Raw genomic sequence first — 20,394 nt, forward strand, 5'->3', positions numbered from 1 at the left:
CCCCGCCCGGCACCGCTCCGCCGCACTTTGACGATAGTTTGGTTTCCATGACGTCTTCCGAAGCCGATCTGCAGCTGCTCAACGACGCCCGCGCCTGGGCCGCCCAGGATCCGGATCCGCGCACCGCGGCAACGCTCACCGAACTCGTGAAGCTCACCGAGGCCGGCACACCGGCCGCCCGGCAGGACCTCGAAGACAGCTTCCGGGGAACGCTGCAGTTTGGAACGGCCGGCCTTCGTGCCGCCCTGGGCCCCGGGCCCAACCGGATGAACCGCGTGGTGGTGCGCCGCGCAGCGGCGGGCTTCGCCAATTTCCTGGTCCGGGCGGTGGCGGAGGCTTCCCCCGGCACCCGGCCACGCGCCGTCGTCGGCTATGACGCCCGCTACAACTCAGACATCTTCGCCGCGGAGACGGCGGCGGTGTTCACCGCGGCCGGAATCGAGACGTTCGTCCTGCCGGCCGCCCTGCCGACCCCGCTGCTGGCCTATGCGGTCCGGGCTTTGGAGTGCGACGGCGGGGTGATGGTCACAGCCAGCCACAACCCTCCGCAGGACAACGGTTACAAGGTGTACCTCGGCCGGCATGCCGTGGAGGAAAGCGGCCGGGGCGCGCAGATCGTGGCGCCGGACGACGCCCGGATCGCCGCCGAAATCAGCAGCGTGGGCGAACTTGACTCAATTCCCCTGGCAGCGGACGGCTGGACGGTCCTGGACGCCGGGATCGTCCAGGACTACGAGGCCGCCACGGCAGGGCTGGCCGACCGGGGGCTTTTCCCGGCCCGGGACCTGAAGATCGTCCTGACACCGCTGCACGGCGTGGGCGGCAGCACCGCCGTCTCCGTCCTCGGGGCGGCCGGATTCACCGACGTGACGCTGGTCAGCGAGCAGGCCGAGCCCGATCCGGACTTCCCCACCGTCAGTTTCCCCAACCCCGAGGAACCCGGCGCCCTGGACCTGGCCCTCGGGACGGCGATGCAGGCGGATGCGGACATTGTCCTGGCCAACGACCCCGACGCCGACCGTGCCGCGGTGGCCGCCAAGGACCCGGACACCGGTGCGTGGCGGATGCTGCGGGGCGATGAGGTGGGCGCCCTGCTGGGGGCACACGTCGTGGCGCGGCTGGCAGCCTCCAGGCTGGCTGCCTCCGGAACGGACGGTTCCGGAGCGGAAGGCTCCGGCACGGACGGTTCCGGAACAGACGGCCCCCCAGCAGACGCTGGCGGCGGCGTGTTCGCCAGTTCGGTCGTTTCCTCGCGGCTGCTTTCCCGCATCGCCGCGGCGGCCGGGTATGCGCATGTGGAGACGCTCACCGGGTTCAAATGGATTTCCCGGGTGCCGGGCCTCGTCTACGGCTATGAGGAGGCGCTCGGCTACTGCGTCGCGCCGGACCTTGTCCGTGACAAGGACGGGCTGTCCGCCGCGGTGCTGATCGCGGAACTCGCCGCCGCCGCCAAGGCGGAAGGCAAGACGATCTTCGACACCCTGGACGAGCTGTACCTGGTCCACGGGCTCCACGCGAGTGACCAGCTGAACATCCGCGTGGGTGACCTCGGCCTGCTGGACGCCATGATGAACCGGCTGCGCGTGAACCCGCCTGAATCGTTTGGCGGTTCGGCCGTGGAGTCGTTCGTGGATCTGGCCGAAGGCAGCGAACACCTGCCTCCGACCGACGGGCTGCTCTACGTGACCCGCGACCTCAGCCGCGTGATCATCCGGCCGAGCGGCACGGAGCCCAAGCTCAAGTGCTACCTCGAGGTTATCCAAAGCGTTGGCTCGGCCGCTGAACTGCCCGAAGCCCGGCTGGCGGCCAGGGCCGCGCTGGACCGCGTGCTGACCGACGTGCGCGAGGCGCTGGGACTGTAAGCGCTTCGCTGCTGGGCCGCCAGGAAAGACTTAGAGCTCGACCTCAATGAAGCCGTCCACGATGCGCGTGCCGAAGGCGGCAAGGCGCAGGTCCGCGTTGCCGAAGCACTCGCCGGTCTCGAGGTCGTAGACCTCCTTGTGCAGCGGCGACGCGATGGTGGGGCGCGTGCCCCGTGATCCGAGGATGCCGCGTGCCATGACGAAGGCGCCGGTGGCCGGGTCCTCCTGGGCGACGGCGAAAACCTCACCGGGGGCGGTGCGGAACAGGGCCACCTGCCGGCCTGCCACGAGTGCCGCTTCGCCCCAGGCGAGTTCCAGGTCCTCCACCGCGCAGACGCGGTGCCAGCCTGCTGCATATCCGGTGGCGAGATCCTCAAGTTCCAGTGTTGCCGTCATGTCCGGCTCCTCTCCCTTTTGCGTGCTTTCCGGCGGCGGCCCGGTCCTGCGAGGCGTGTCATTCCGCCTGCTTTTGGCGCCGCTGCGGCCGTATACCCAAGCTAGGACCCAGGTGTTTCGAGGGGGTGCTTTCAATGTGTCAAGAACGTAAAAGACACCTCACATGGCCTGAAACAATCCCGTGATGCAGAAGTTAAGTTCACGAAACAAACGGGAAACTGAAGCGAAACTGCGCCTCCCTAGGCTGAATGCACAAGCTGCAGAGCACCGTCTGCGGCCCATGCGAAAGGCCCACAGTGACCGAACAGACTTCAACCTCATCGACTCCGCGCCGCATTGTGGTCGCCGGCGGCGGCCCTGCAGCCCACCGTTTTGCGGACGCCATGCATGCCCGCGGCCTCGAGGGCTGGCAGGTAACTGTTCTGACCGAGGAAGCCCACCTGCCCTATGACCGCGTTGCCCTGAGCAAGGCCCTCACGGACAGCACCGTTGACCTGACGCTGGGTACGGCTTCCATGTGGGACCACGAGTCGCTCACCCTGCAGACCGGCGAACGCGTGGTGAAGATCGACACCGCAGGCAAGTCCGTTGAAACCGCCGCCGGCAACACCTATGACTACGACGAACTGGTGGTTGCCACCGGTTCGGATGCCGCCCGGCTCCCGCTGCCCGGTGCCGAGCGCGTGCACGTCTACCGCACCCTCGAAGACGTCTGGGCCATCAACAAGTCCATCGCCGAACTCACCGAAAAGCTCGGCCGCAAGGTCAACGCCGTGACCATCGGCGGCGGCCTCCTCGGCCTCGAATCCGCGGCCGGCACCGAACAGCTAGGCGCCACCCCCGTTGTCATCAACGGCGCCCCCTGGCTCATGAACACCCAGCTCGATGAAGGCGCCGGCCAGGCGCTGGGCCGCCTCATCGAGGCGAAGGGCTTCGAAGTCCACGGCGGCGTGTTCCCGTCCGAAATCCAGGCGGACGACGACGGCCAGGTCACCGGGGTGCTGATGGCCGACGGCCGCATCATTCCGGCCGACATCGTCATCGTGGCGATCGGCGTCAAGCCGCGCGATGAGCTCTTCCGGGCCGCCGAAGGCGAAGAGTCCCTGTTTGACCTTGGCCCCCGCGGCGGCGTGGTGATCAACGACTACTGCGCCACCCAGGTGCCCGGCATCTGGGCCATCGGCGAGGTCGCCAACTTCGAAGGCATGTGCCTGGGCCTGGTGGCCCCGGCCAACACGATGGCCGAGATCGTCGCCGACCGGCTGCACGGCGGCGAGGCCACCTTCCCCGGTTTCGACACCGCCACCAAGCTCAAGCTTTCCGGCGTGGACGTGGCCAGCTTTGGCGATGCGTTCGCCAGGACCGAGCACGCCCTCGAGATTGTCTACGCAGACCCCGCCCGCGGCGTCTACCAGAAGATCGTCACCACCGACGACGCCAAGACCCTGCTCGGCGGCATCTTCGTTGGCGATGCAGCCCCCTACACCAGCCTCCGCCCGCTCCTGGGCCGCGAGCTCCCGGCAGAACCCGGCGCCTACCTCACGGCCGCCGGCGGCGGGGAAGCCCCCGAGACCGAACTGCCGGACGACGCCACCCTGTGCTCCTGCAACAACGTGACCGCCGGAACCATCCGCGACGCCATCAACGGCTGCGGCGCCTGCGACGGCAACGCCCCCGTCCAGGAACTGGGCGAACTCAAGGGCTGCACCCGCGCCGGAACCCAGTGCGGTTCCTGCGTGCCGATGCTGAAGAAGCTGCTGGAAACCGAACTGACCAAGTCCGGCGTCGAGGTCTCCAAGGCGCTGTGCGAGCACATCGAGCTGTCCCGCCAGGAACTGTTCGACGCCATCCGTGTCCTGGAACTGACCTCCTTCGAGGAGATCATGGCCAAGTACGGCACCGGCGCGGGCTGCGACATCTGCAAGCCGACCATCGCCAACATCCTCGCGAGCCAGAACAGCAACTACGTCCTGGACGCCGGCCGCGGCACCCTGCAGGACACCAACGACCGCGCACTGGCCAACATGCAGAAGGACGGCACCTACTCGGTGGTCCCCCGCATCGCCGGCGGCGAGATCACCCCGAAGAAGCTCGGCGTCATCGCAGCCGTCGCCGAAAAGTACAACCTGTACACCAAGATCACCGGCGGCCAGCGCATCGACATGTTCGGTGCCCGGCTGGAGCAGCTGCCCGAAATCTGGAAGGAACTGGTGGACGCCGGCTTCGAATCCGGCCAGGCCTACGGCAAGAGCCTGCGCACGGTGAAGTCCTGCGTCGGTTCCACCTGGTGCCGCTTCGGCGTCCAGGACTCGGTGGCCATGGCCATCCAGCTGGAGCTCCGCTACCGCGGCCTCCGCAGCCCGCACAAGCTCAAGATGGGCGTCTCCGGCTGCGCCCGCGAATGTGCCGAGGCCCGCGGCAAGGACGTCGGCGTGATCGCCACCGCGGACGGCTGGAACCTGTACGTCGGCGGCAACGGCGGTGCCACCCCGGCCCACGCCCAGCTGCTGGCCAAGGACCTGGACGACGAGACCCTGATCAAGTACATCGACCGGTACTTCATGTACTACATCCGCACCGCCGACCGCCTGCAGCGCACCGCGCGCTGGCAGGAGGAGCTCGACGGCGGCATCAAGCACGTGGAGGACGTGGTGGTCAAGGACACCCTGGGCATCGCCGAGGACCTCGAGGCAGCCATGGCCAAGCACGTGGACACCTACATCGACGAGTGGGCCGACACCCTGAAGGACCCCGAGCGCCTGCGCCGGTTCCGCTCCTTCGTCAACGCCCCCGACCAGAAGGATGATTCCATCACCTTCGTCCCGGACGAGCGCGGCCAGATGCGCCCGGCAACGGCTGAGGAGAAGGCGCAAGCCGTTCAGCAGCCAGTGCTGATCGGGGCCTCTATCCCCGTGCGGCCCTCCACGCCGGAACTGCTTGACGAGAAGGAGGTATAGGCATGCAGCTCAGCATTGATCTCACCGGCCGCGACGTCCTGGTCACCGGCTCCGACTTCGCCGCCCGCCAGGCCGTCCGCCGCTACGAGGCAGCCGGCGCCGTCGTCTCCCGCCTCAGCACCCCGCAGGGTGCGGGGCACGACGGCCCGCTGCCCGAGCGCCCCTTCCTGGTTGCCGCCGTCGACGATGGCCAGCCGGGCTGGGAGCCGCTGCTGGACCGCTGCCGCGCCGCCGGTATTCCCGTGGCGGCCGAGCCGGCCGCCGGCCGGGCGGGCCATGTCACGCTCGTTGGCGGCGGCCCGGGCACCGGCGAGCTGCTGACCGTGGCGGCCGTCAAGGCCCTCCGTGATGCCGACGTCGTGTTCTACGACCGGCTGGCCCCGTACCAGGAGCTGGCGTCCCTCACCTCAGCCGAACTGGTCGACGTCGGGAAGCGTCCGGGACACCACAAGGTAAGCCAGGGCGACATCGAGAAGCTCATGGTCGCCTCCGCGCTGGAAGGCAACAACGTGGTGCGGCTCAAGGGCGGCGATCCGTACGTCTTCGGCCGCGGCGGCGAGGAAGTGGCGTCCTGCGTGGCCGCCGGCGTCCCCGTCCGCGTCATTTCCGGCGTCACCAGCGCCATCTCCGTGCCGGCAGCCGCCGGCATCCCCGTGACGCACCGTGAAGTCAGCCACATGTTCACGGTGGTGTCCGGCCACGCGCCGCTCACGGAGAAGGAACTCATGCATCTTGCCGGCCTGGGTGGAACCATCGTGGTGCTGATGGGCATCGGCACGCTGCACCATCTCGCCGCCGGCCTGCGCCGCGCCGGGATGCGCACCGACATGCCCATGGCTGTGGTGGAGCGCGGCTACCGGCCGGGCCAGAAGACCACCATCGCGGAACTGGGAAATATCGCCACTGCCGCCGCCGGCTGCAGCAACCCCGCCGTCCTGGTGATCGGCGAGGTGGTGCGGGTGGCTGAGGCCAACCGCGGGCATGCCGAGGCCGCGGCGGAGCTCGACCGCCTGGCGGCCTCGCTGCTGGGTTCGTGATAGGCATGAACGCAATGAATGCACTAGCCACCGAAACAGCACCTGCCGAAACCGCGCCCGCTGAGACAGCACAGGCCGAAACCGCGCCCGAGTCATCCGCAGAGGCACCGCTGGAAGGCTTCCGGATCGGGGTGACGTCCCACCGCCGTTCGCGGGACCTCATCGAGGCCCTGGAACGCCGCGGCGCCGAGGTCCTGCACGCCCCGGCCCTGAAGATCGCCCCGGTGAACGAGGACATCAGCCTCATCGAGGACACCAAGGCGATCATCGCGGCCAAGCCCGACCTTTGCATCGCCACCACCGCCTACGGCATGCGCCGCTGGTGCGAGGCGGCGGACGCGTCGGGCATCGGCGAGGAGCTGCTGGAGACGCTGGGCGCCACCCGGATGTTCGTCCGGGGACCCAAAGCCCGCGGCGCCGTGCGCGCGGCCGGCCTGGCCGACGTCGGAATCAGCAGCGACGAGACCACCGCAACGCTGGTGGACATGCTGCTGGCCGAGGGTGTGCGCGGCAAGACCGTGGCAGTGCAGCTGCACGGCTACACTGACGTCCGCCAGCTGGAGCGGCTGCGGATGTCCGGCGCCACGGTCCTGACCGTGACCCCGTACCGCTGGGTGAAGCCCGACGGCGCCGACCGCCTCCCCCGCCTGATCGAGGCTGCGTGCAGCGGCAACCTGGACGTCCTGACGTTCACGAGCGCCCCGGCCGTGGATGCCATGTGGAGCACGGCCCACGAGATGGGGCTGTACAAGCAGCTCGTGGAGAGCCTCAAGACCACCGTGACGACCGCCGTCGTCGGTCCCGTGACCGCCCAGCCGCTGCTGGACGCCGGCATCACTCCCCTGGTGCCGGAGCGCTTCCGGATGGGCGCACTGATCAGGCTGGTCTGCGAGCACCTGGCGCTGAACCATGTGCGCCGCCTGGACACGCGGTCCGGGAATGTGGAACTGCGCGGCCGGTCGCTGCGGATCGACGGCGAGGCCGTGGAGATCGCCCCGGCCCCGCTGCTGCTGCTCCGTGCGCTGCTGGGCGCCGGCGGGGCGGTCCTGTCCCGGGAGTCGCTGTCCGAGCTGCTGGAACTGCGCGGCTCGGTGCACGCGCTGGACATGACGGTCAGCCGGCTTCGCTCCTCCCTGCCGGACGGCAAGCTCGTGGAAACCGTGGTCAAGCGCGGCTACCGCATCCGCGTCTAGCGGCAGGTGCGCCGCGAATAACGTGACGCGAATAACAAAGGGAGTTTTTGTCCAGATAATGGCCTCTAAACGTGGTTTAGGGCGCGATATCTGGACGAAAACTCCCTTTTGTTACCGGGCGGTAAAAAGCATTGAACGGCCGGGGACAATTCCGCAACGGCAGGGAAACACCCGCGAAAAACGCTCCCCCTAGGCTGGGTCCCATCAGCACAACAGGGCCCCAGACCGGCCCGCCTGGTGCAGCATTCGAAAGGGCCCGCACATGTCCGCTCCGGCACAGTTTCCGTCCACCAATACCGCATCCGCCTCCGCCAGGATCCTTATCGCCGGGGCAGGCCCGGCCGCCCGGGCGCTCGTGGCCCGGCTGGCCGCAGCACAGTTCGCTGGCACCGTCACCGTGCTGAGCAGCCGCGACGACGCCGACGACGACCTGCTGGAGCTGGCCGCCCTGCCGTTCGTCTCCGTACGCTTGGGCCAGCCGGCCAGCCACATCGACGCTGCGGCCAAGGTGGTCACCACCGCCGACGGCATGGAATTCGGCTACGACGAACTGGTCATCGCCACCGGCTCGGCCCCGGTGGACTCGCCGGTGGACGGCTCCGGCCGCTGCCTCAGCTACTCCACCATCGACGACGCCGCCAAGATCGGCCACGCGGTCAAGGAAGTCACCCGGGTCCTTGGCCGCAGGCCGCTGGGCATCCTGGTGGGCACCGGTCCCGCCGCCGGACAGGCCGAAGCGGTGCTCCGTGCCCGCGGCGTCCGTCCCGTGCGCACCACCGCCCGGCCCGCCGCCGTCGTGCCCACGCTTGCCGGTTCCGTGCTGCCGGCTGCCGGCATCGTGTTCGAGGACGGCAGCCGGATGAACGGCGACCTCGTGGTCCTCGCCGAGGACCGCACGCCCCGGGACGGCCTGGCTGCCGCCGCCGGGGTGAAGACGGCAGCATCGGGCGGGATCGTCGTTGGCCGCGACTTCCGGTCCTCCGTGCCGGGCATCTGGGCCATCGGGGATGCGGCAGCGTTCGACGGCGTGCGGCTGGGTCTGCTGGTGGCGTCCGGGTCCGCCGCCGGCGCCTGCGCTGCGGAGCTCATGGCGGCGCTTTCCCGGGGACAACTGGCCACCGCTGCGTAGCTATCCCGCTGTGGCAGGATGGTTCGAAAGGGCACCGCGATACCCGCGGTGCCGTCGGCCTGAGGCCCGTGGAAAGGACCAGCATGAGCAACGAAGCCAGCCCCGGAACGGGCACCGCGACCAGCCCCGCAGGATCCCACAGCGAACGTGCAGGGGAAGGCAGCGGGGCGCCGGGCATCGCTTCCTACATCGACCACACGCTGCTGAAGCCGGAGGCCAGCGAGGCGGACATCCTCAAGGTGTGTGCCGAGGCCGCCGAGTACAAATTCAAGTCGGTATGCGTGAACCCGCTGTGGGTCAAGACGGTCAAGAGAGCCCTCAGGGGCACCGGCGTGCTCACGTGTTCCGTGGCGGGATTCCCGCTCGGCGCCACGCCCGGCGACGTCAAGGCGTTCGAGGCGCGCGGGGCCGTGCTGGACGGCGCCGATGAAGTGGACATGGTCATCGACATCGCCGCCGCCAGGGCTTCGGACAAGGGCGCACTGGTGGACGATATCAAGGCCGTGGCCGAGGCCGTGCACGCCGAGGAGGCGGTCCTCAAGGTCATCATCGAGACTGGGCTGCTCAGCGATGACCAGAAGGTCCTGGCGTGCGAAGCGGCCGTGGAGGCCGGGGCCGACTTCGTCAAGACCTCAACGGGCTTCAACGGCGGCGGCGCCACCGTGGAAGACATCGCCCTTATGCGGCGCACCGTGGGCCCGGACCTGGGTGTCAAGGCGTCCGGCGGCGTGCGCTCCCTCGAGGACGCACAGGCTATGATTGCTGCAGGTGCAACACGTATTGGCGCCAGCTCCGGTATTGCAATCGTCAAAGGCGAACAGGGTTCGTCTGCGTACTGACCGGCGGCAGCCACAGTTTGAGCCCCGCGGGGCCGAGGAGGAATGAATGTCCAGCAAGACCGACCAGCACGTAAAGACGCCCCAGAACGAGAACCCGCTGGCCGGCAGCATCGTCCTCTTCGTGGTGATCATGGCCCTGTTCCTGGGCGCCATCTACTCGCTGTCCTTCCTGACGCTGGGCAACCCGTGGCCGATGGCCGTGTGCCTTGGCCTCTTCGCCCTCGCATTCTGGATCCCGCAGACCATCACCGGCCGCTCCGATTCGGCCGGCGAGTACTAAACGCCACGCAGCCTTAAAGACTGAAGCCCCGGAATTTGCCGGGGCTTCAGTCGTTTAACTCTCAGTCAGCCCGCGGGCCCCGGTCATTAACTCTCAGTCACGGCAGTCCCAGCAGGCTGCTGGCCAGCCGGCCGGCCAGGGCCAGGGCAGCGGGGAAATGCGCACCGGCCAGGGACCAGGCCGCCAGGCACATCCCCACCATCGCGTAGCCGCTCACCGGGATCAGCACCAGCCACTCCCGCCGCGACCCGGCACGGCCCAGCAGCGGAATGGAGAAGGCACCGTTGGGCCGCCAGAAGTTCCGCAGCACCCACAGCCGGCGCAGGAACTTTGGCGGCTTGATCACCAGCGGCCAGAGGAGCGGAACACCGCCGGTGGTCACCATGTCCCCCACGATGTGGACCACGACGCCGATCAGCATGGACATGGGCAGCCAGGTCCACTGGTGCGGCGCGAACCAGGTCACCAGGCCGGCCATGACAAGCGCGAAGATCCAGTTGCTGATCCACCCGGACTTCGGGAACAGCTTCAGGGCCTTGGCGGCGATGTTGATCATGAACATGCACAACAGCCCGGCGCCGACGGACAGCACACCCCACGGTGTCTCCACCTGGACCTGCGCGGCAACCGCGGCGAGCAGCACGAACATGGCCGCCCCCAACACCGAGTGCGTGCCCTGCCGGTGGCCGCCGCTGGCATTCTCGATGCCCACGGCGATCATGTTGGACAGCGGCGGCAGCGAGTGCGCCACGGTGCTGGAGCGGTGGTCCCAGTCGCACACCAGGGCGGTGCCCGCCGTCGCCATGCCGCCGATCAGCACGCCGGTGGGGTCCAGCGGATACCAGCCAAGCGTGTACGGCCCCGTCGCGGCAACAGCCACCCACGCCGCGGCTCCCGACGCGGCGTGGTGCCCTCCCATCACGGTTAGCCCTTCGTGGCTTCGAGCGGGACCGGAGCGTCGGCGAAGATGTTGCGGATGACGCCGTCGGCCCATTCCAGGATTTCGGCGTCCTGGAGGTCGCGGCCGCCGATCCTGGCCGTTTTCGGCTTGGGGATGAGCACGGCGTCGAGGGCAGGCTTGGACTGCGCGCCCGGGTACATGCGGTTGAGCCGCATGGTCTTCGATTCTGGCAGCTGCGCCGGGGAGAAGCGGATGAAGTTTCCCTGCAGGGCGACGTCGGACAGCCCGGCCTCGCGGGCACCCACCCGGAAGCGCGCGACGGCCACCAGGTTCTGCGCGGGCAGCGGCGGCTCGCCGTAGCGGTCGACGAGCTCGGCGAGGACCTCGTCGATGGCCTCGTTGGTCACGGCGGACGCAAGCTTGCGGTAGGCCTCCAGCCGCAGCCGCTCCCCCGGCACGTAGTCGTGCGGCAGGTGGGCGTTGACGGGCAGCTCGATCTTCATCTCGGCGGCCTTCTCCTCGGCTTCACCGCGGTATTCGGCCACGGCCTCGCCCACCAGGCGGATGTAGAGGTCGAAGCCGACGCCTTGGATGTGGCCTGACTGCTCGCCGCCCAGCAGGTTGCCGGCGCCTCGGATCTCCAGGTCCTTCATGGCCAGCTGCATGCCCGCGCCGAGCTCGTTGTGGGTGGCCACGGCCTTCAGCCGTTCCAGCGCCACCTCGCCCAGGGGCTTCTCGGAGGGGTAGAGGAAGTAGGCGTAGGCGCGTTCGCGTCCGCGGCCCACGCGGCCGCGCAGCTGGTGCAGCTGCGACAGGCCGTACTTATCCGCGCCGTCCACGATCAGGGTGTTGGCGTTGGAGATGTCCAGGCCGGTTTCGATGATGGTGGTGCATACGAGGACGTCGAAGCGCTTCTCCCAGAAGTCGACGATCATCTGCTCCAGCCGGCTCTCGGACATCTTGCCATGGGCCACCTCGACCCTGGCTTCGGGGACGAGTTCGCGGATTTTGGCTGCGGTCTTTTCGATCGTGGAGACGCGGTTGTGGACGAGGAACACCTGGCCCTCGCGCATCAGCTCGCGGCGGATGGCGGCGGAAGTCTGCTTGTCCGTGTACGGGCCCACGTAGGTGAGCACCGGGTGGCGTTCCTCCGGCGGCGTGGCCAGGGTGGACGTTTCGCGGATGCCGGTGAGCGACATTTCGAGCGTCCGCGGGATCGGGGTGGCGCTCATGGCCAGGACGTCCACGTTGGTGCGCATCTTCTTCAGCGCTTCTTTGTGCTCGACGCCGAAACGCTGCTCCTCGTCCACGATCACCAGGCCGAGGTCCTTGAACTCGAAATCCTTGGACAGCAGCCGGTGCGTGCCGATCACCACGTCCACGGACCCGTTCTTCACGCCCTCGGCGGTTTCCTTGGCCTCCTTGGACGCCTGGAACCGGGACAGCGGCTTCACCCGGAGCGGGAAGCCGGAGAACCGCTCGGTGAACGTCTCGTAGTGCTGCTGGGCGAGCAGGGTGGTGGGCACCAGCACCGCCACCTGCTTGCCGTCCTGCACGGCCTTGAAGGCGGCGCGGACGGCGATCTCGGTCTTGCCGTAGCCGACGTCGCCGGAGACCAGCCGGTCCATGGGGATCTCGCGCTCCATGTCGGCCTTGACCTCGTTGATGGTGGTGAGCTGGTCCGGGGTTTCCACATACGGGAAGGCCTCTTCCAGCTCGCGCTGCCACGGCGTGTCCGGCGCGAAGGCGTGGCCGCGCGAGGCCATCCGCGCTGAGTAGAGCCGGATGAGCTCGCCGGCGATTTCCTTGACCGCCCGGCGGGCCTTGGACTTGGTGCTGGCCCAGTCGGCGCCGCCCATCTTGCTGAGCACGGGGGTGTCGCCGCCGACGTAGCGGGTCACCTGGTCCAGCTGGTCAGTGGGGACGAACAGCCTGTCCCCCGGTGCCCCGCGCTTCGACGGCGCGTACTCCAGCACGAGGTATTCGCGCACCCCGTCGCTGCCGCCGGCCACCTTGCGCTGAAGGAGTTCCACGAACCGGCCGATGCCGTGCTGTTCATGGACCACGAAGTCGCCGGCCACCAGCTGCAGCGGATCCACGGCGTTCCGCCGCTTGGACGGCATGCGGCGCATGTCCTTCGTGGAGCCTGCGGAGGTGCGGCCCAGCAGGTCGGCCTCGGTCAGGAGACCGAGTTTCAGGCCGTCCAGGACAAAACCGCGTCCGACGGCGGCGGTCGTCACCTCGATGATCCCCGCCTGGGGCTCGTGGTCCAGTGTGTCCACCCGGGCGCAGGGGATGTCCGCGTCGTGGAACAGTTCAGCCAGGCGCTGCGCCGGGCCGGGGCCCTCGGTGGCCACGACAATCCGCCACTGGTCCCGCACGTGCGAGCCGATGAAGTCCATCATCTCGGCCACGTCGCCCTGGTAGCCGCGCGGTTCGCGGGCGTGGAGGTTGAGCACGTCGATGTCCGGCGTCAGTTCCTCGTCCGTGGCCAGCGATGTGATGGACCACCAGGACACCTCGTTCCCGAGGGCAGCGGAGCGGGTCTCGGCCAGGGAACGGAAGCTGGCGGAATGCAGGGCTGCCGAGGCCTGCGAGCTGAGGTCCAGGGGCGCGGCCCCGCCGTCGGAGGCTGTGGACCATGCGGCCTCCAGGAACTCCTCGTTGGTGGCTGCGAGATCGTGGGCGCGGGTGCGGACCTTCTCCGGTTCGATGATCACCGAGATGGAGCCTGCGGGCAGCTGTTCCATGAACGGGACCATGGCGTCCACGAGGACGGGCGCGAGGGATTCCATGCCTTCCACGGCAATGCCGCCGGCGATCTTCTCCAGCATGTCGGCAGCCGCGGGCAGCTGGGGCTTCAGCGTCGCGGCCCGGGACATCACCGACGGGGTGATGAGGATTTCGCGGCACGGCGGGGCATGAAGCTCGGTGGGATGGTGCACGCCGGGAGCGGACAGCGAGCGCTGGTCGGCGACGGCGAACCACCGCATCTGGTCCACCTCGTCACCGAAGAACTCCACCCGGATGGGGTGGTCCTCGGTGGGCGGAAAGACGTCGAGCATGCCGCCGCGGACGGCGAACTCACCACGGCGGGTCACCATGTCCACGCGGGCGTAGGCGGCGGCCGCCAGGTTCTTGATCACGTCGGTGAACGGCACTTCCTGGCCGACCTTCAGCGTCACCGGAACCAGGTCCCCCAGGCCGGCCACGATCGGCTGGACCACGGCGCGGACGGGGGCCACCACCACGCGCAGCGGGCCTGCTGCGTTTTCCGGATGGGCTGTATTTTCCGGGTGTGCATCTGCGGGACGGGCTGCGTCTTCAGGATGGGCGAGGCGCCGCAGGACCGACAGGCGGCGGCCCACGGTGTCCGACCGCGGGGAGAGCCGCTCGTGCGGGAGGGTCTCCCAGCTGGGGAACTCGGCCACGGCGTTGGCCGGCAGGTAGGCGCGGAGGGCGGCGGCCAGGTCCTCGGCCTCGCGTCCGGTCGCGGTCACAGCCAGGACAACACCCGGCGCGGTGTGGTCGGCGCTGTGGTCAGCGGAGTTCCCGTCGGCCGCCGCGTTCAGCAGGCCGTCCGCCATCTCGGCCAGGAGCACGGGCCGCAGGCCTGCCGGGGCGCTGATCTGGTAGTCCTCGCTGCGGATGCTGAAGCTCCGTCCGGCCTCGGCCTGCACCCGGGCGAACGTCTTGTCCGCGTGCAGGACGCGGCGCAGGCCGTTGAGTGGCAGTCCGTTCAGGGACTGGCCATTGGAGGGCTGGCCGGTGGGGCGCTGGCCTTTGGGGTTCATGGGCGGGAACTCCTGGAATCTCATTCGAACGCAGGCAACACGAAAAGCCGAGATTCTTGCGAATGCCGGGGCTTCCAGCCTACCCCTGCAGGCATGAGCGCGGCATCCGGGTCCAGAATGCCGCATTGCTAAGCTTGCTGAGCAGGTGTACTCAGCCATGCCGCCGCCCCAAGGAGACTCCCGTGAGCGACCAGACCGGAAATGACAGCAGCGGAAATGACAGCAGCGCCGGAGGCACGGCAGCCGCCGGCAACAGCACCGGCGCCCAGACGGTGCTGGTCACGGGCGCCACAGGGTACATCGGCGGCCGGCTGGTTCCCCGGCTGCTGGACGCCGGCCACCGTGTCAAGGTGCTGGTCAGGTCCCCGGAGAAGATCGCCGGCGTGCCGTGGTTCGACGACGTCGAGGTGGTCCGCAGCAGCCTCGACGACTCCGCTGCCCTGGCGGAAGCCCTGCAGGGCGTGGACGTGCTGTATTATCTGGTCCACTCCATGGCGGCAGGCTCCGGGTTCGAAGCCAAGGAAAAAGCCATGGCCGAGCTTGTGGCCGGCGCCGCCGCGGCAGCCGCCGTCCGGCGGATCGTCTACCTGGGCGGCCTGCACCCGCGCAACACGGCACTTTCAACGCACATGCGCTCCCGCGAGGCGGTGGGCCAGGTCTTCCTCGACAGTCCCGTCGACGCCATCGTGTTCCAGGCCGGTGTGGTGATCGGCTCCGGCTCCGCGTCGTTCGAAATGATCCGCCACCTCGCCGAAACCCTGCCCCTCATGCCGGCGCCCAGCTGGGTCCGCAACCGGATCGAAGCCATCGCCGTACGCGACGTGCTCCATTACCTGATCGGGGCGGCATCTCTGGCTGAACCGCTCAACCGCACCTTCGACATCGGCTCCCGGGATGTCCTGACGTACGCCGGCATGATGAAGGAGTACGCAGCCGAGGCAGGCCTGCCGCCGCGCCCGGTCCTGGCGCTTCCGGTGCCGGCACCCCGGCTGGCCGGGCTGTGGGTGGCCCTGGTGACCCCGATACCGCTGTCCATGTCAGTGCCGCTTGTCCAGTCCCTGCAGCACGACGCGATTTCCGCCGAACACGACATCGACACCTACATCAAACAGCCCGACGGCGGCCTGACCCGCTACCGCAGGGCCGTTGCCTTGGCGCTCGGTAAGGAACGCGACGGACAGGTGGAAACCACCTGGGCCAACGCCGGCGCCGACGCCGACCCGCTGCCGAGCGATCCGGGCTGGGCCGGGTACCGGGTGTACGTCGACGAACGGACCTTTGCCAGCGACGTGGACCCGTCGCACGTGTGGACGATCATCGAGGGGATTGGCGGCCGCAACGGCTGGTACTCGCTTCCGCTGGCGTGGAGCGTCCGCGGCTGGCTGGACAAGCTCACGGGCGGGGCCGGCCTGCTCCGCGGCCGGCGGCATCCGCACCATCTGGTGGCCGGTGAGGTGGTGGACTGGTGGCGCGTGGAGCGGATTGAGCGCGGCCGCCTGCTCCGGCTGCGGGCAGAAATGCGCGCCCCGGGACGGGCCTGGCTGGAACTCTGCGTGGAGCCCGCGGGCACCGGAAGCAGGTACCGCCAGCGGGCCATTTTCTTCCCCAAAGGACTCAGCGGGCGGCTCTACTGGCTTGCCGTTCTGCCGTTCCACAGCATCATCTTCCCGGCCATGTCGCGCAACATTACCGCGGCGGCCCGGAGGCTTGCCGCCGAGGGGGAATCCGGCGTCGCAGAGCACGGTGCCGGACGTCCCGGTGCCGGCGAAGCGCGGCCAACCCCGTAGGATGTGGTGAGCAAAAAGCGTTCTGACCCCACAACGACGGAGGATCAATGGCACTGAGTGCTTCCACCACACTTCCCCACGGCGTCGACAGCGTCACCGCAGTCTTCGCGAACGAAGACTTCCAGCGCCACACCAGCGAGTACGTCGGCGGCAGCCTCGAGTCCTTCACCGTGGCTGGCGACATCGCCGGAGAGTTCAGCACCACGTCCGTGCGCACGCTCCCGACGACCCGCCTGCCGGAAATCGCCCGCAAGTTCGTCGGCGAGAGCCTCAAGGTGACCCAGGTGGAAAACTGGGAAGCTCCGGCGGCCGACGGTTCGCGCCAGAGCACCATCTCCCTGAAGATCTCCGGCGCGCCGATCGACGTGTCCGCAGTCCAGCGTCTCGTTGCTGACGGCGGCAGCACGCGGGTTGAACTCGAGGGCAACGTCACGTCCTCCGTGCCGTTCCTGGGCGGCAAGATCGCCGATGCCGCCGAACCGATGGTGGGCAAGGCACTGAACATCCAGTCGCAGCAGGCCCAGGCCTGGCTCGAAAGCCACTAGTCACGTGGACGTCCCGGCCTTTATTGCGTTGGTCCTGATCGTTTCGGGCGTGTGGTCCCTGGTGGTGTGGCCGCAGTTCCTGCGCCGCGTCATGAAGGACCCGCGGGCACGGGACGCCGCCGGCAAGGCCACGAAGTTCCTCACCGTCCACGTGGTCCTGGTGACCATATCCATGGTGCTGGGTGCCGCCACCGCCGCCATCGGAATCGCGGCGCTGGTCAGCTGACCGGCGCCGGCTGAGAGTCCGCTGGTCGGGCTTGTCGAAACCGGATTTCGACAAGCCCAACCGGCGGCGGCAAGCCCAACCGCGGAGGGTCGCGGGTCAGATAAGCTGTATTCAAGGTGCGCCGGGAAGTCTGGTCGGCAAGACGTTAGCCGATCCCTCGCGAGGAGCTCCGATGCCCAAGCCGTCCCGCCCGTCCCGCAAATTCCCCTCCCGCAAATTCCGGGTTTTCAGCCGCTCCACCTATCCCGAGTACCTGCGCATTGCCGCGATCCTCCGGACGGAGACGGTCGGCGGCGCGCTCCTCCTGGCCGCCACGGCGGCCGCGCTGATCTGGGCCAACTCCCCCGCCGCTGACGCCTACTTTGGCCTGAGGGACCTCAAGCTGGGCTACGAGCCCTGGCACCTGCAGCTGAGCCTGGGGCACTGGGCCTCCGACGGACTGCTCGCACTGTTCTTCTTCATTGCCGGCCTCGAGCTCAAGCGCGAGTTTGTCTCCGGCGACCTGCGCCGGCCGTCCCGGGCGGTGGTCCCGGTAACGGCTGCCGTGGGCGGCGTTGCCGTGCCGGCCATCATCTATTCGGTCATCGTCTGGAACCAGGGGGCCGAGGCCCTGCGGGGCTGGGCGATCCCCACCGCCACCGACATTGCCTTCGCGCTGGCGGTGCTCGCCGTCATCAACACGCATCTGCCCTCGGCGCTGAGGACGTTCCTGCTCACCCTGGCCGTGGTTGATGACCTGATCGCCATCGGCATCATTGCGTTCTTCTACTCCTCCGGGCTCCAGCCGGGCCTGCTGCTCGCGGCCCTTGTCCCGCTGGCCCTGTTCGCCTGGCTGGTGCAGAAGCGGGTCACCCACTGGTATCTGCTCCTGCCGCTCGCTGCTGCCACCTGGGGCCTGGTGCACGCCTCCGGCATCCACGCCACGGTGGCGGGCGTCCTGCTCGGTTTCACCGTCCCGGTGGCCGCCTCGCGGCGGGAGCGCCACCAGCCGGGCAGCATGGCTTCCGACGGCGGCAGTGAAGAAACCGGTATGGCCGAACGCCTGGAGCACCGTTTCCGTCCGCTGTCTGCGGGTTTTGCGGTCCCCGTGTTCGCGTTCTTCTCGGCGGGCGTGGCGCTCGGCGGCGCCTCGGGACTGACGTCCGCCCTGGCCGACCCCGTGGCGGTGGGCATCATGGCAGCACTGGTCGCGGGCAAGGCCGTTGGCGTCTTCGGGGCCACATTCCTGGTCACGAAAACCACCCGCGCGCAGCTCGATGCCGGCCTGAGGTGGGTGGACGTCGCCGGGCTGTCCCTCCTGGCCGGCGTGGGCTTCACCGTCTCGCTGCTGATCGCAGAGCTGGGCTTCGGGTCGGGCTCGGCCCACGACGACCATGCAAAGGTGGCGATCCTCACCGGTTCGCTGACCGCGGCGGTGCTGGCCGCCGTCGTGCTTAAGGCCCGCAACAGGCACTTCCGGCGCCTGGAGGCGGAGGAGGCAAGGGACGACGACGGCGACGGGGTCCCGGATGTCTTCGAACGGTCCGAACAGGACGGCTAAGAGGGCCCGGGTCCGCGGTGCGCGGTCAGGCCGCCTGGTTCAGGGCATCCTCGGCCGCGACCCAGGAGATCATGGCGCACTTGACCCTCGCGGCATAGCGGGCCACGCCTTCGAAGGCGGCGGCGTCACCCAGGATTTCCGGGTCGGCCGGGACTTTTCCGCGGGACCGCAGGACCTCACGGAAGTTGCCGATCACCGAGCGGAGTTCGTCCACGGTCATGCCCTCGGCGAGTTCGCTCAGCACGGAGGCGGAGGCCATGGAGATCGAGCAGCCGGCCCCGTCCCATGCCAGCTGCGTGACCGTGCCGTGGTCCACGGCCACGCGGAGGGTGACCTCGTCGCCGCACACGGGGTTGAGCTGGTGCGACTGGCCGGTTGACGCGCCGTCGGGGGCAGCCGTAGCGGCCAGTCCGCTGCCGTGCCGGGCCTTGGAGTGGTCGAGGATGATCTGCTGGTAAAGCTGGTCGAGGCTCATGCTCAGGTACCTGTCGTCGGGGATCGGGCCAGTCTGTGGAGGCTAGGCCCGGAAGTAGGCGCGGACCCCGGACACGGCGTCCAGGAACTCATCCACGTCGTCGGTGGTGTTGTACAAGTAGGTGCTGGCCCGGGTGGTGGCCGTCAGGCCCAGCCGCCGGTGCAGCGGCTGCGCGCAATGGTGGCCCACGCGGACCGCGATGCCCCGCGCGTCAAGGAACTGGCCGACGTCGTGCGCGTGGACACCGGCAACGTCGAAGGCCGCCAGGCCGATGCGGTCCTGGCCGGCCGCCGGACCCAGCACACGGACGCCGTCGATGGCTTCCAGGCCTGCCACCATGCGCTGGCCGAGCTCGGACTCCCAGCGGTGCACCCGGTCGATGCCTGTTTCCGTCAGGTAGTTGACTGCGGCGGCAAGGGCAACGGCCTGCGAAATCTTCTGGGTCCCGGCCTCGAACCGCTGCGGCGCGGGAAGGTACTCCGCGCGTTCCATGGTCACGGTGGTGATCATGGAACCGCCGGTCAGGACGGGCGGGAGCACGTCCAGGAGCTCCTGCTTGCCGTACAGCACACCGACGCCGGTGGGACCCAGCATCTTGTGGCCGGAGAACACCGCGAAGTCAACATCCAGCTGGTTGACGTCGAGGGCAAGGTGCGGCGCCGACTGGCACGCATCCAGCACCACCAGGGCGCCTGCCCGGCGGGCGAGGGCCACGAGTTCGCTGACCGGGTTGATGGTGCCCAGCACATTTGAGGCGTGGGTGAACGCCAGCAGCCGGGTGCGCTCCCCCACGATGTCCGCTGCCTCGTCCATCCGCAGCACCCCGGCGTCGTCCAGCGGGATGTGCCGCAGCGTGGCACCCGTCCGGTACGCCAGTTCCTGCCAGGGAATCAGGTTGGCGTGGTGCTCCATTTCGGTGACCACGATTTCGTCGCCCGGCCCCAGGGCGAGCTCCCGCAGCTTCGCGTCGCCGCGGCCCTGGGCAACCCACAGGGCGGCGTTCGACAACGCATAGCTGATGACGTTCAGGCCCTCGGTGGCGTTGGAGGTCCAGACGATTTCCTCATAGTCCGCCCCGACAAAGTCGGCCACGGTCTGCCGGGCGTCCTCGAACACCTCAGTGGCCTCGACGGCAAGGTGGTGGGCACCGCGGTGCACGGCAGCGTTGCGCTGCTCGTAGAATTCCTGTTCCGCCTCGATCACGCTCAGCGGGTTCTGCGAGGTGGCGCCGGAGTCCAGATAGATGAGCGGACGTCCGTTGACCGTCTGGTTCAGCACGGGAAAGTCGTTGCGGATCCGCAGGACCTCGGCATTGTCCATCGCAGAAAGGGCACGCGTCAGCGTGGTTGGCGTTGATACTACGGCCAATGGGACTCCTTGGGTGCCTTGAGGTACCTCTCAATTGTCCCACAGCACCTCCGGCGCAACAGAGG

The 20,394-nt window shown here is 68.7% G+C and carries 16 protein-coding genes; 11 read left to right on the plus strand and 5 right to left on the minus strand.

The features are described from left to right. Nucleotides 1–47 precede the first annotated feature (47 nt). Nucleotides 48–1,862, plus strand: coding sequence for a phospho-sugar mutase (locus tag R5O87_RS06705; protein WP_410555775.1), 1,815 nt, complete (start codon nt 48–50; stop codon nt 1,860–1,862). Nucleotides 1,863–1,892: 30 nt separating this feature from the next. Here R5O87_RS06705 and nirD read toward each other — a convergent pair whose 3' ends face one another. Then, a complete protein-coding gene (gene nirD / locus R5O87_RS06710) occupies nt 1,893–2,258 on the minus strand; it encodes a nitrite reductase small subunit NirD (RefSeq protein ID WP_410555776.1) in 366 nt (121 codons plus the stop codon). 296 nt (nt 2,259–2,554) lie between these two features. On the opposite strand from nirD, the gene nirB reads away from it, so the two are divergent. The 6 genes from nirB to R5O87_RS06740 all read left to right on the plus strand — a co-directional run bounded on the left by nirB (nt 2,555) and on the right by R5O87_RS06740 (nt 9,693). Then, complete coding sequence (gene nirB, locus R5O87_RS06715; protein ID WP_410555777.1) at nt 2,555–5,215, plus strand: nitrite reductase large subunit NirB; 2,661 nt, start codon at nt 2,555–2,557, stop codon at nt 5,213–5,215. Nucleotides 5,216–5,217: 2 nt separating this feature from the next. After that, nucleotides 5,218–6,252 (plus strand): uroporphyrinogen-III C-methyltransferase, encoded by a 1,035-nt coding sequence (gene cobA, locus R5O87_RS06720; protein ID WP_410555778.1) that lies wholly within the window; start codon nt 5,218–5,220, stop codon nt 6,250–6,252. 14 nt (nt 6,253–6,266) lie between these two features. Beyond that, nucleotides 6,267–7,445, plus strand: coding sequence for a uroporphyrinogen-III synthase (locus R5O87_RS06725; RefSeq protein ID WP_410555779.1), 1,179 nt, complete (start codon nt 6,267–6,269; stop codon nt 7,443–7,445). A 262-nt stretch (nt 7,446–7,707) separates the two neighbouring features. Beyond that, the gene (locus R5O87_RS06730) at nt 7,708–8,574 is read left to right on the plus strand and encodes an FAD-dependent oxidoreductase (protein ID WP_410555781.1); all 867 of its coding nucleotides are present in this window, start codon (nt 7,708–7,710) and stop codon (nt 8,572–8,574) included. Nucleotides 8,575–8,657: 83 nt separating this feature from the next. After that, nucleotides 8,658–9,413: a deoxyribose-phosphate aldolase gene (gene deoC, locus R5O87_RS06735; RefSeq protein ID WP_410555782.1), complete on the plus strand. Its 756-nt coding sequence runs from the start codon at nt 8,658–8,660 to the stop codon at nt 9,411–9,413. Nucleotides 9,414–9,459: 46 nt separating this feature from the next. Next, nucleotides 9,460–9,693 carry a hypothetical protein gene (locus R5O87_RS06740; RefSeq protein WP_410555783.1) on the plus strand — a complete coding sequence of 78 codons (234 nt, stop codon included), beginning with the start codon at nt 9,460–9,462 and terminating at the stop codon, nt 9,691–9,693. A gap of 97 nt (nt 9,694–9,790) precedes the next feature. Here R5O87_RS06740 and R5O87_RS06745 read toward each other — a convergent pair whose 3' ends face one another. Beyond that, entirely contained in the window at nt 9,791–10,612 is an 822-nt protein-coding gene (locus R5O87_RS06745) for a metal-dependent hydrolase (protein ID WP_410555784.1), read from the minus strand. A gap of 5 nt (nt 10,613–10,617) precedes the next feature. Beyond that, nucleotides 10,618–14,388 carry a transcription-repair coupling factor gene (gene mfd, locus R5O87_RS06750; RefSeq protein WP_410555785.1) on the minus strand — a complete coding sequence of 1,257 codons (3,771 nt, stop codon included), beginning with the start codon at nt 14,386–14,388 and terminating at the stop codon, nt 10,618–10,620. Between the two features lie 272 nt (nt 14,389–14,660). Here mfd and R5O87_RS06755 point away from each other — a divergent pair, with 272 nt between their 5' ends. The 4 genes from R5O87_RS06755 to nhaA all read left to right on the plus strand — a co-directional run bounded on the left by R5O87_RS06755 (nt 14,661) and on the right by nhaA (nt 18,486). After that, on the plus strand, nt 14,661–16,175 hold the full coding sequence (locus R5O87_RS06755) for an SDR family oxidoreductase (protein WP_410555825.1): 1,515 nt from the start codon (nt 14,661–14,663) through the stop codon (nt 16,173–16,175). Between the two features lie 47 nt (nt 16,176–16,222). Then, complete coding sequence (locus R5O87_RS06760; RefSeq protein WP_410555787.1) at nt 16,223–16,720, plus strand: DUF2505 domain-containing protein; 498 nt, start codon at nt 16,223–16,225, stop codon at nt 16,718–16,720. A gap of 4 nt (nt 16,721–16,724) precedes the next feature. Further along, the gene (locus tag R5O87_RS06765) at nt 16,725–16,946 is read left to right on the plus strand and encodes an SCO4848 family membrane protein (protein ID WP_410555788.1); all 222 of its coding nucleotides are present in this window, start codon (nt 16,725–16,727) and stop codon (nt 16,944–16,946) included. 172 nt (nt 16,947–17,118) lie between these two features. Then, nucleotides 17,119–18,486 carry a Na+/H+ antiporter NhaA gene (gene nhaA, locus R5O87_RS06770; RefSeq protein ID WP_410555789.1) on the plus strand — a complete coding sequence of 456 codons (1,368 nt, stop codon included), beginning with the start codon at nt 17,119–17,121 and terminating at the stop codon, nt 18,484–18,486. Between the two features lie 25 nt (nt 18,487–18,511). Here the strand turns inward: nhaA and sufU are convergent, their stop codons facing one another. Both sufU and R5O87_RS06780 read right to left on the minus strand, forming a co-directional pair. Next, nucleotides 18,512–18,961 carry a Fe-S cluster assembly sulfur transfer protein SufU gene (sufU, locus tag R5O87_RS06775; RefSeq protein WP_387099937.1) on the minus strand — a complete coding sequence of 150 codons (450 nt, stop codon included), beginning with the start codon at nt 18,959–18,961 and terminating at the stop codon, nt 18,512–18,514. A gap of 42 nt (nt 18,962–19,003) precedes the next feature. Continuing rightward, nucleotides 19,004–20,329: a SufS family cysteine desulfurase gene (locus R5O87_RS06780; RefSeq protein ID WP_410555792.1), complete on the minus strand. Its 1,326-nt coding sequence runs from the start codon at nt 20,327–20,329 to the stop codon at nt 19,004–19,006. Nucleotides 20,330–20,394 lie beyond the last annotated feature (65 nt).

Origin of the sequence: Arthrobacter globiformis, assembly GCF_046536215.2 — a bacterium.
In the GTDB taxonomy this organism is placed as follows: domain Bacteria; phylum Actinomycetota; class Actinomycetes; order Actinomycetales; family Micrococcaceae; genus Arthrobacter; species Arthrobacter globiformis_E.

Bases quoted from the DNA above. Each gene is read 5' to 3' on its own strand.
- R5O87_RS06745 (WP_410555784.1), bottom strand. From the start codon at position 10,612: ATGGGAGGGCACCACGCCGCGTCGGGAGCCGCGGCGTGGGTGGCTGTT.
- mfd (WP_410555785.1), bottom strand. From the start codon at position 14,388: ATGAACCCCAAAGGCCAGCGCCCCACCGGCCAGCCCTCCAATGGCCAG.
- R5O87_RS06730 (WP_410555781.1), top strand. From the start codon at position 7,708: ATGTCCGCTCCGGCACAGTTTCCGTCCACCAATACCGCATCCGCCTCC.
- cobA (WP_410555778.1), top strand. From the start codon at position 5,218: ATGCAGCTCAGCATTGATCTCACCGGCCGCGACGTCCTGGTCACCGGC.
- R5O87_RS06760 (WP_410555787.1), top strand. From the start codon at position 16,223: ATGGCACTGAGTGCTTCCACCACACTTCCCCACGGCGTCGACAGCGTC.
- R5O87_RS06725 (WP_410555779.1), top strand. From the start codon at position 6,267: ATGAATGCACTAGCCACCGAAACAGCACCTGCCGAAACCGCGCCCGCT.
- nirD (WP_410555776.1), bottom strand. From the start codon at position 2,258: ATGACGGCAACACTGGAACTTGAGGATCTCGCCACCGGATATGCAGCA.
- sufU (WP_387099937.1), bottom strand. From the start codon at position 18,961: ATGAGCCTCGACCAGCTTTACCAGCAGATCATCCTCGACCACTCCAAG.
- R5O87_RS06705 (WP_410555775.1), top strand. From the start codon at position 48: ATGACGTCTTCCGAAGCCGATCTGCAGCTGCTCAACGACGCCCGCGCC.
- deoC (WP_410555782.1), top strand. From the start codon at position 8,658: ATGAGCAACGAAGCCAGCCCCGGAACGGGCACCGCGACCAGCCCCGCA.
- nhaA (WP_410555789.1), top strand. From the start codon at position 17,119: ATGCCCAAGCCGTCCCGCCCGTCCCGCAAATTCCCCTCCCGCAAATTC.
- R5O87_RS06740 (WP_410555783.1), top strand. From the start codon at position 9,460: ATGTCCAGCAAGACCGACCAGCACGTAAAGACGCCCCAGAACGAGAAC.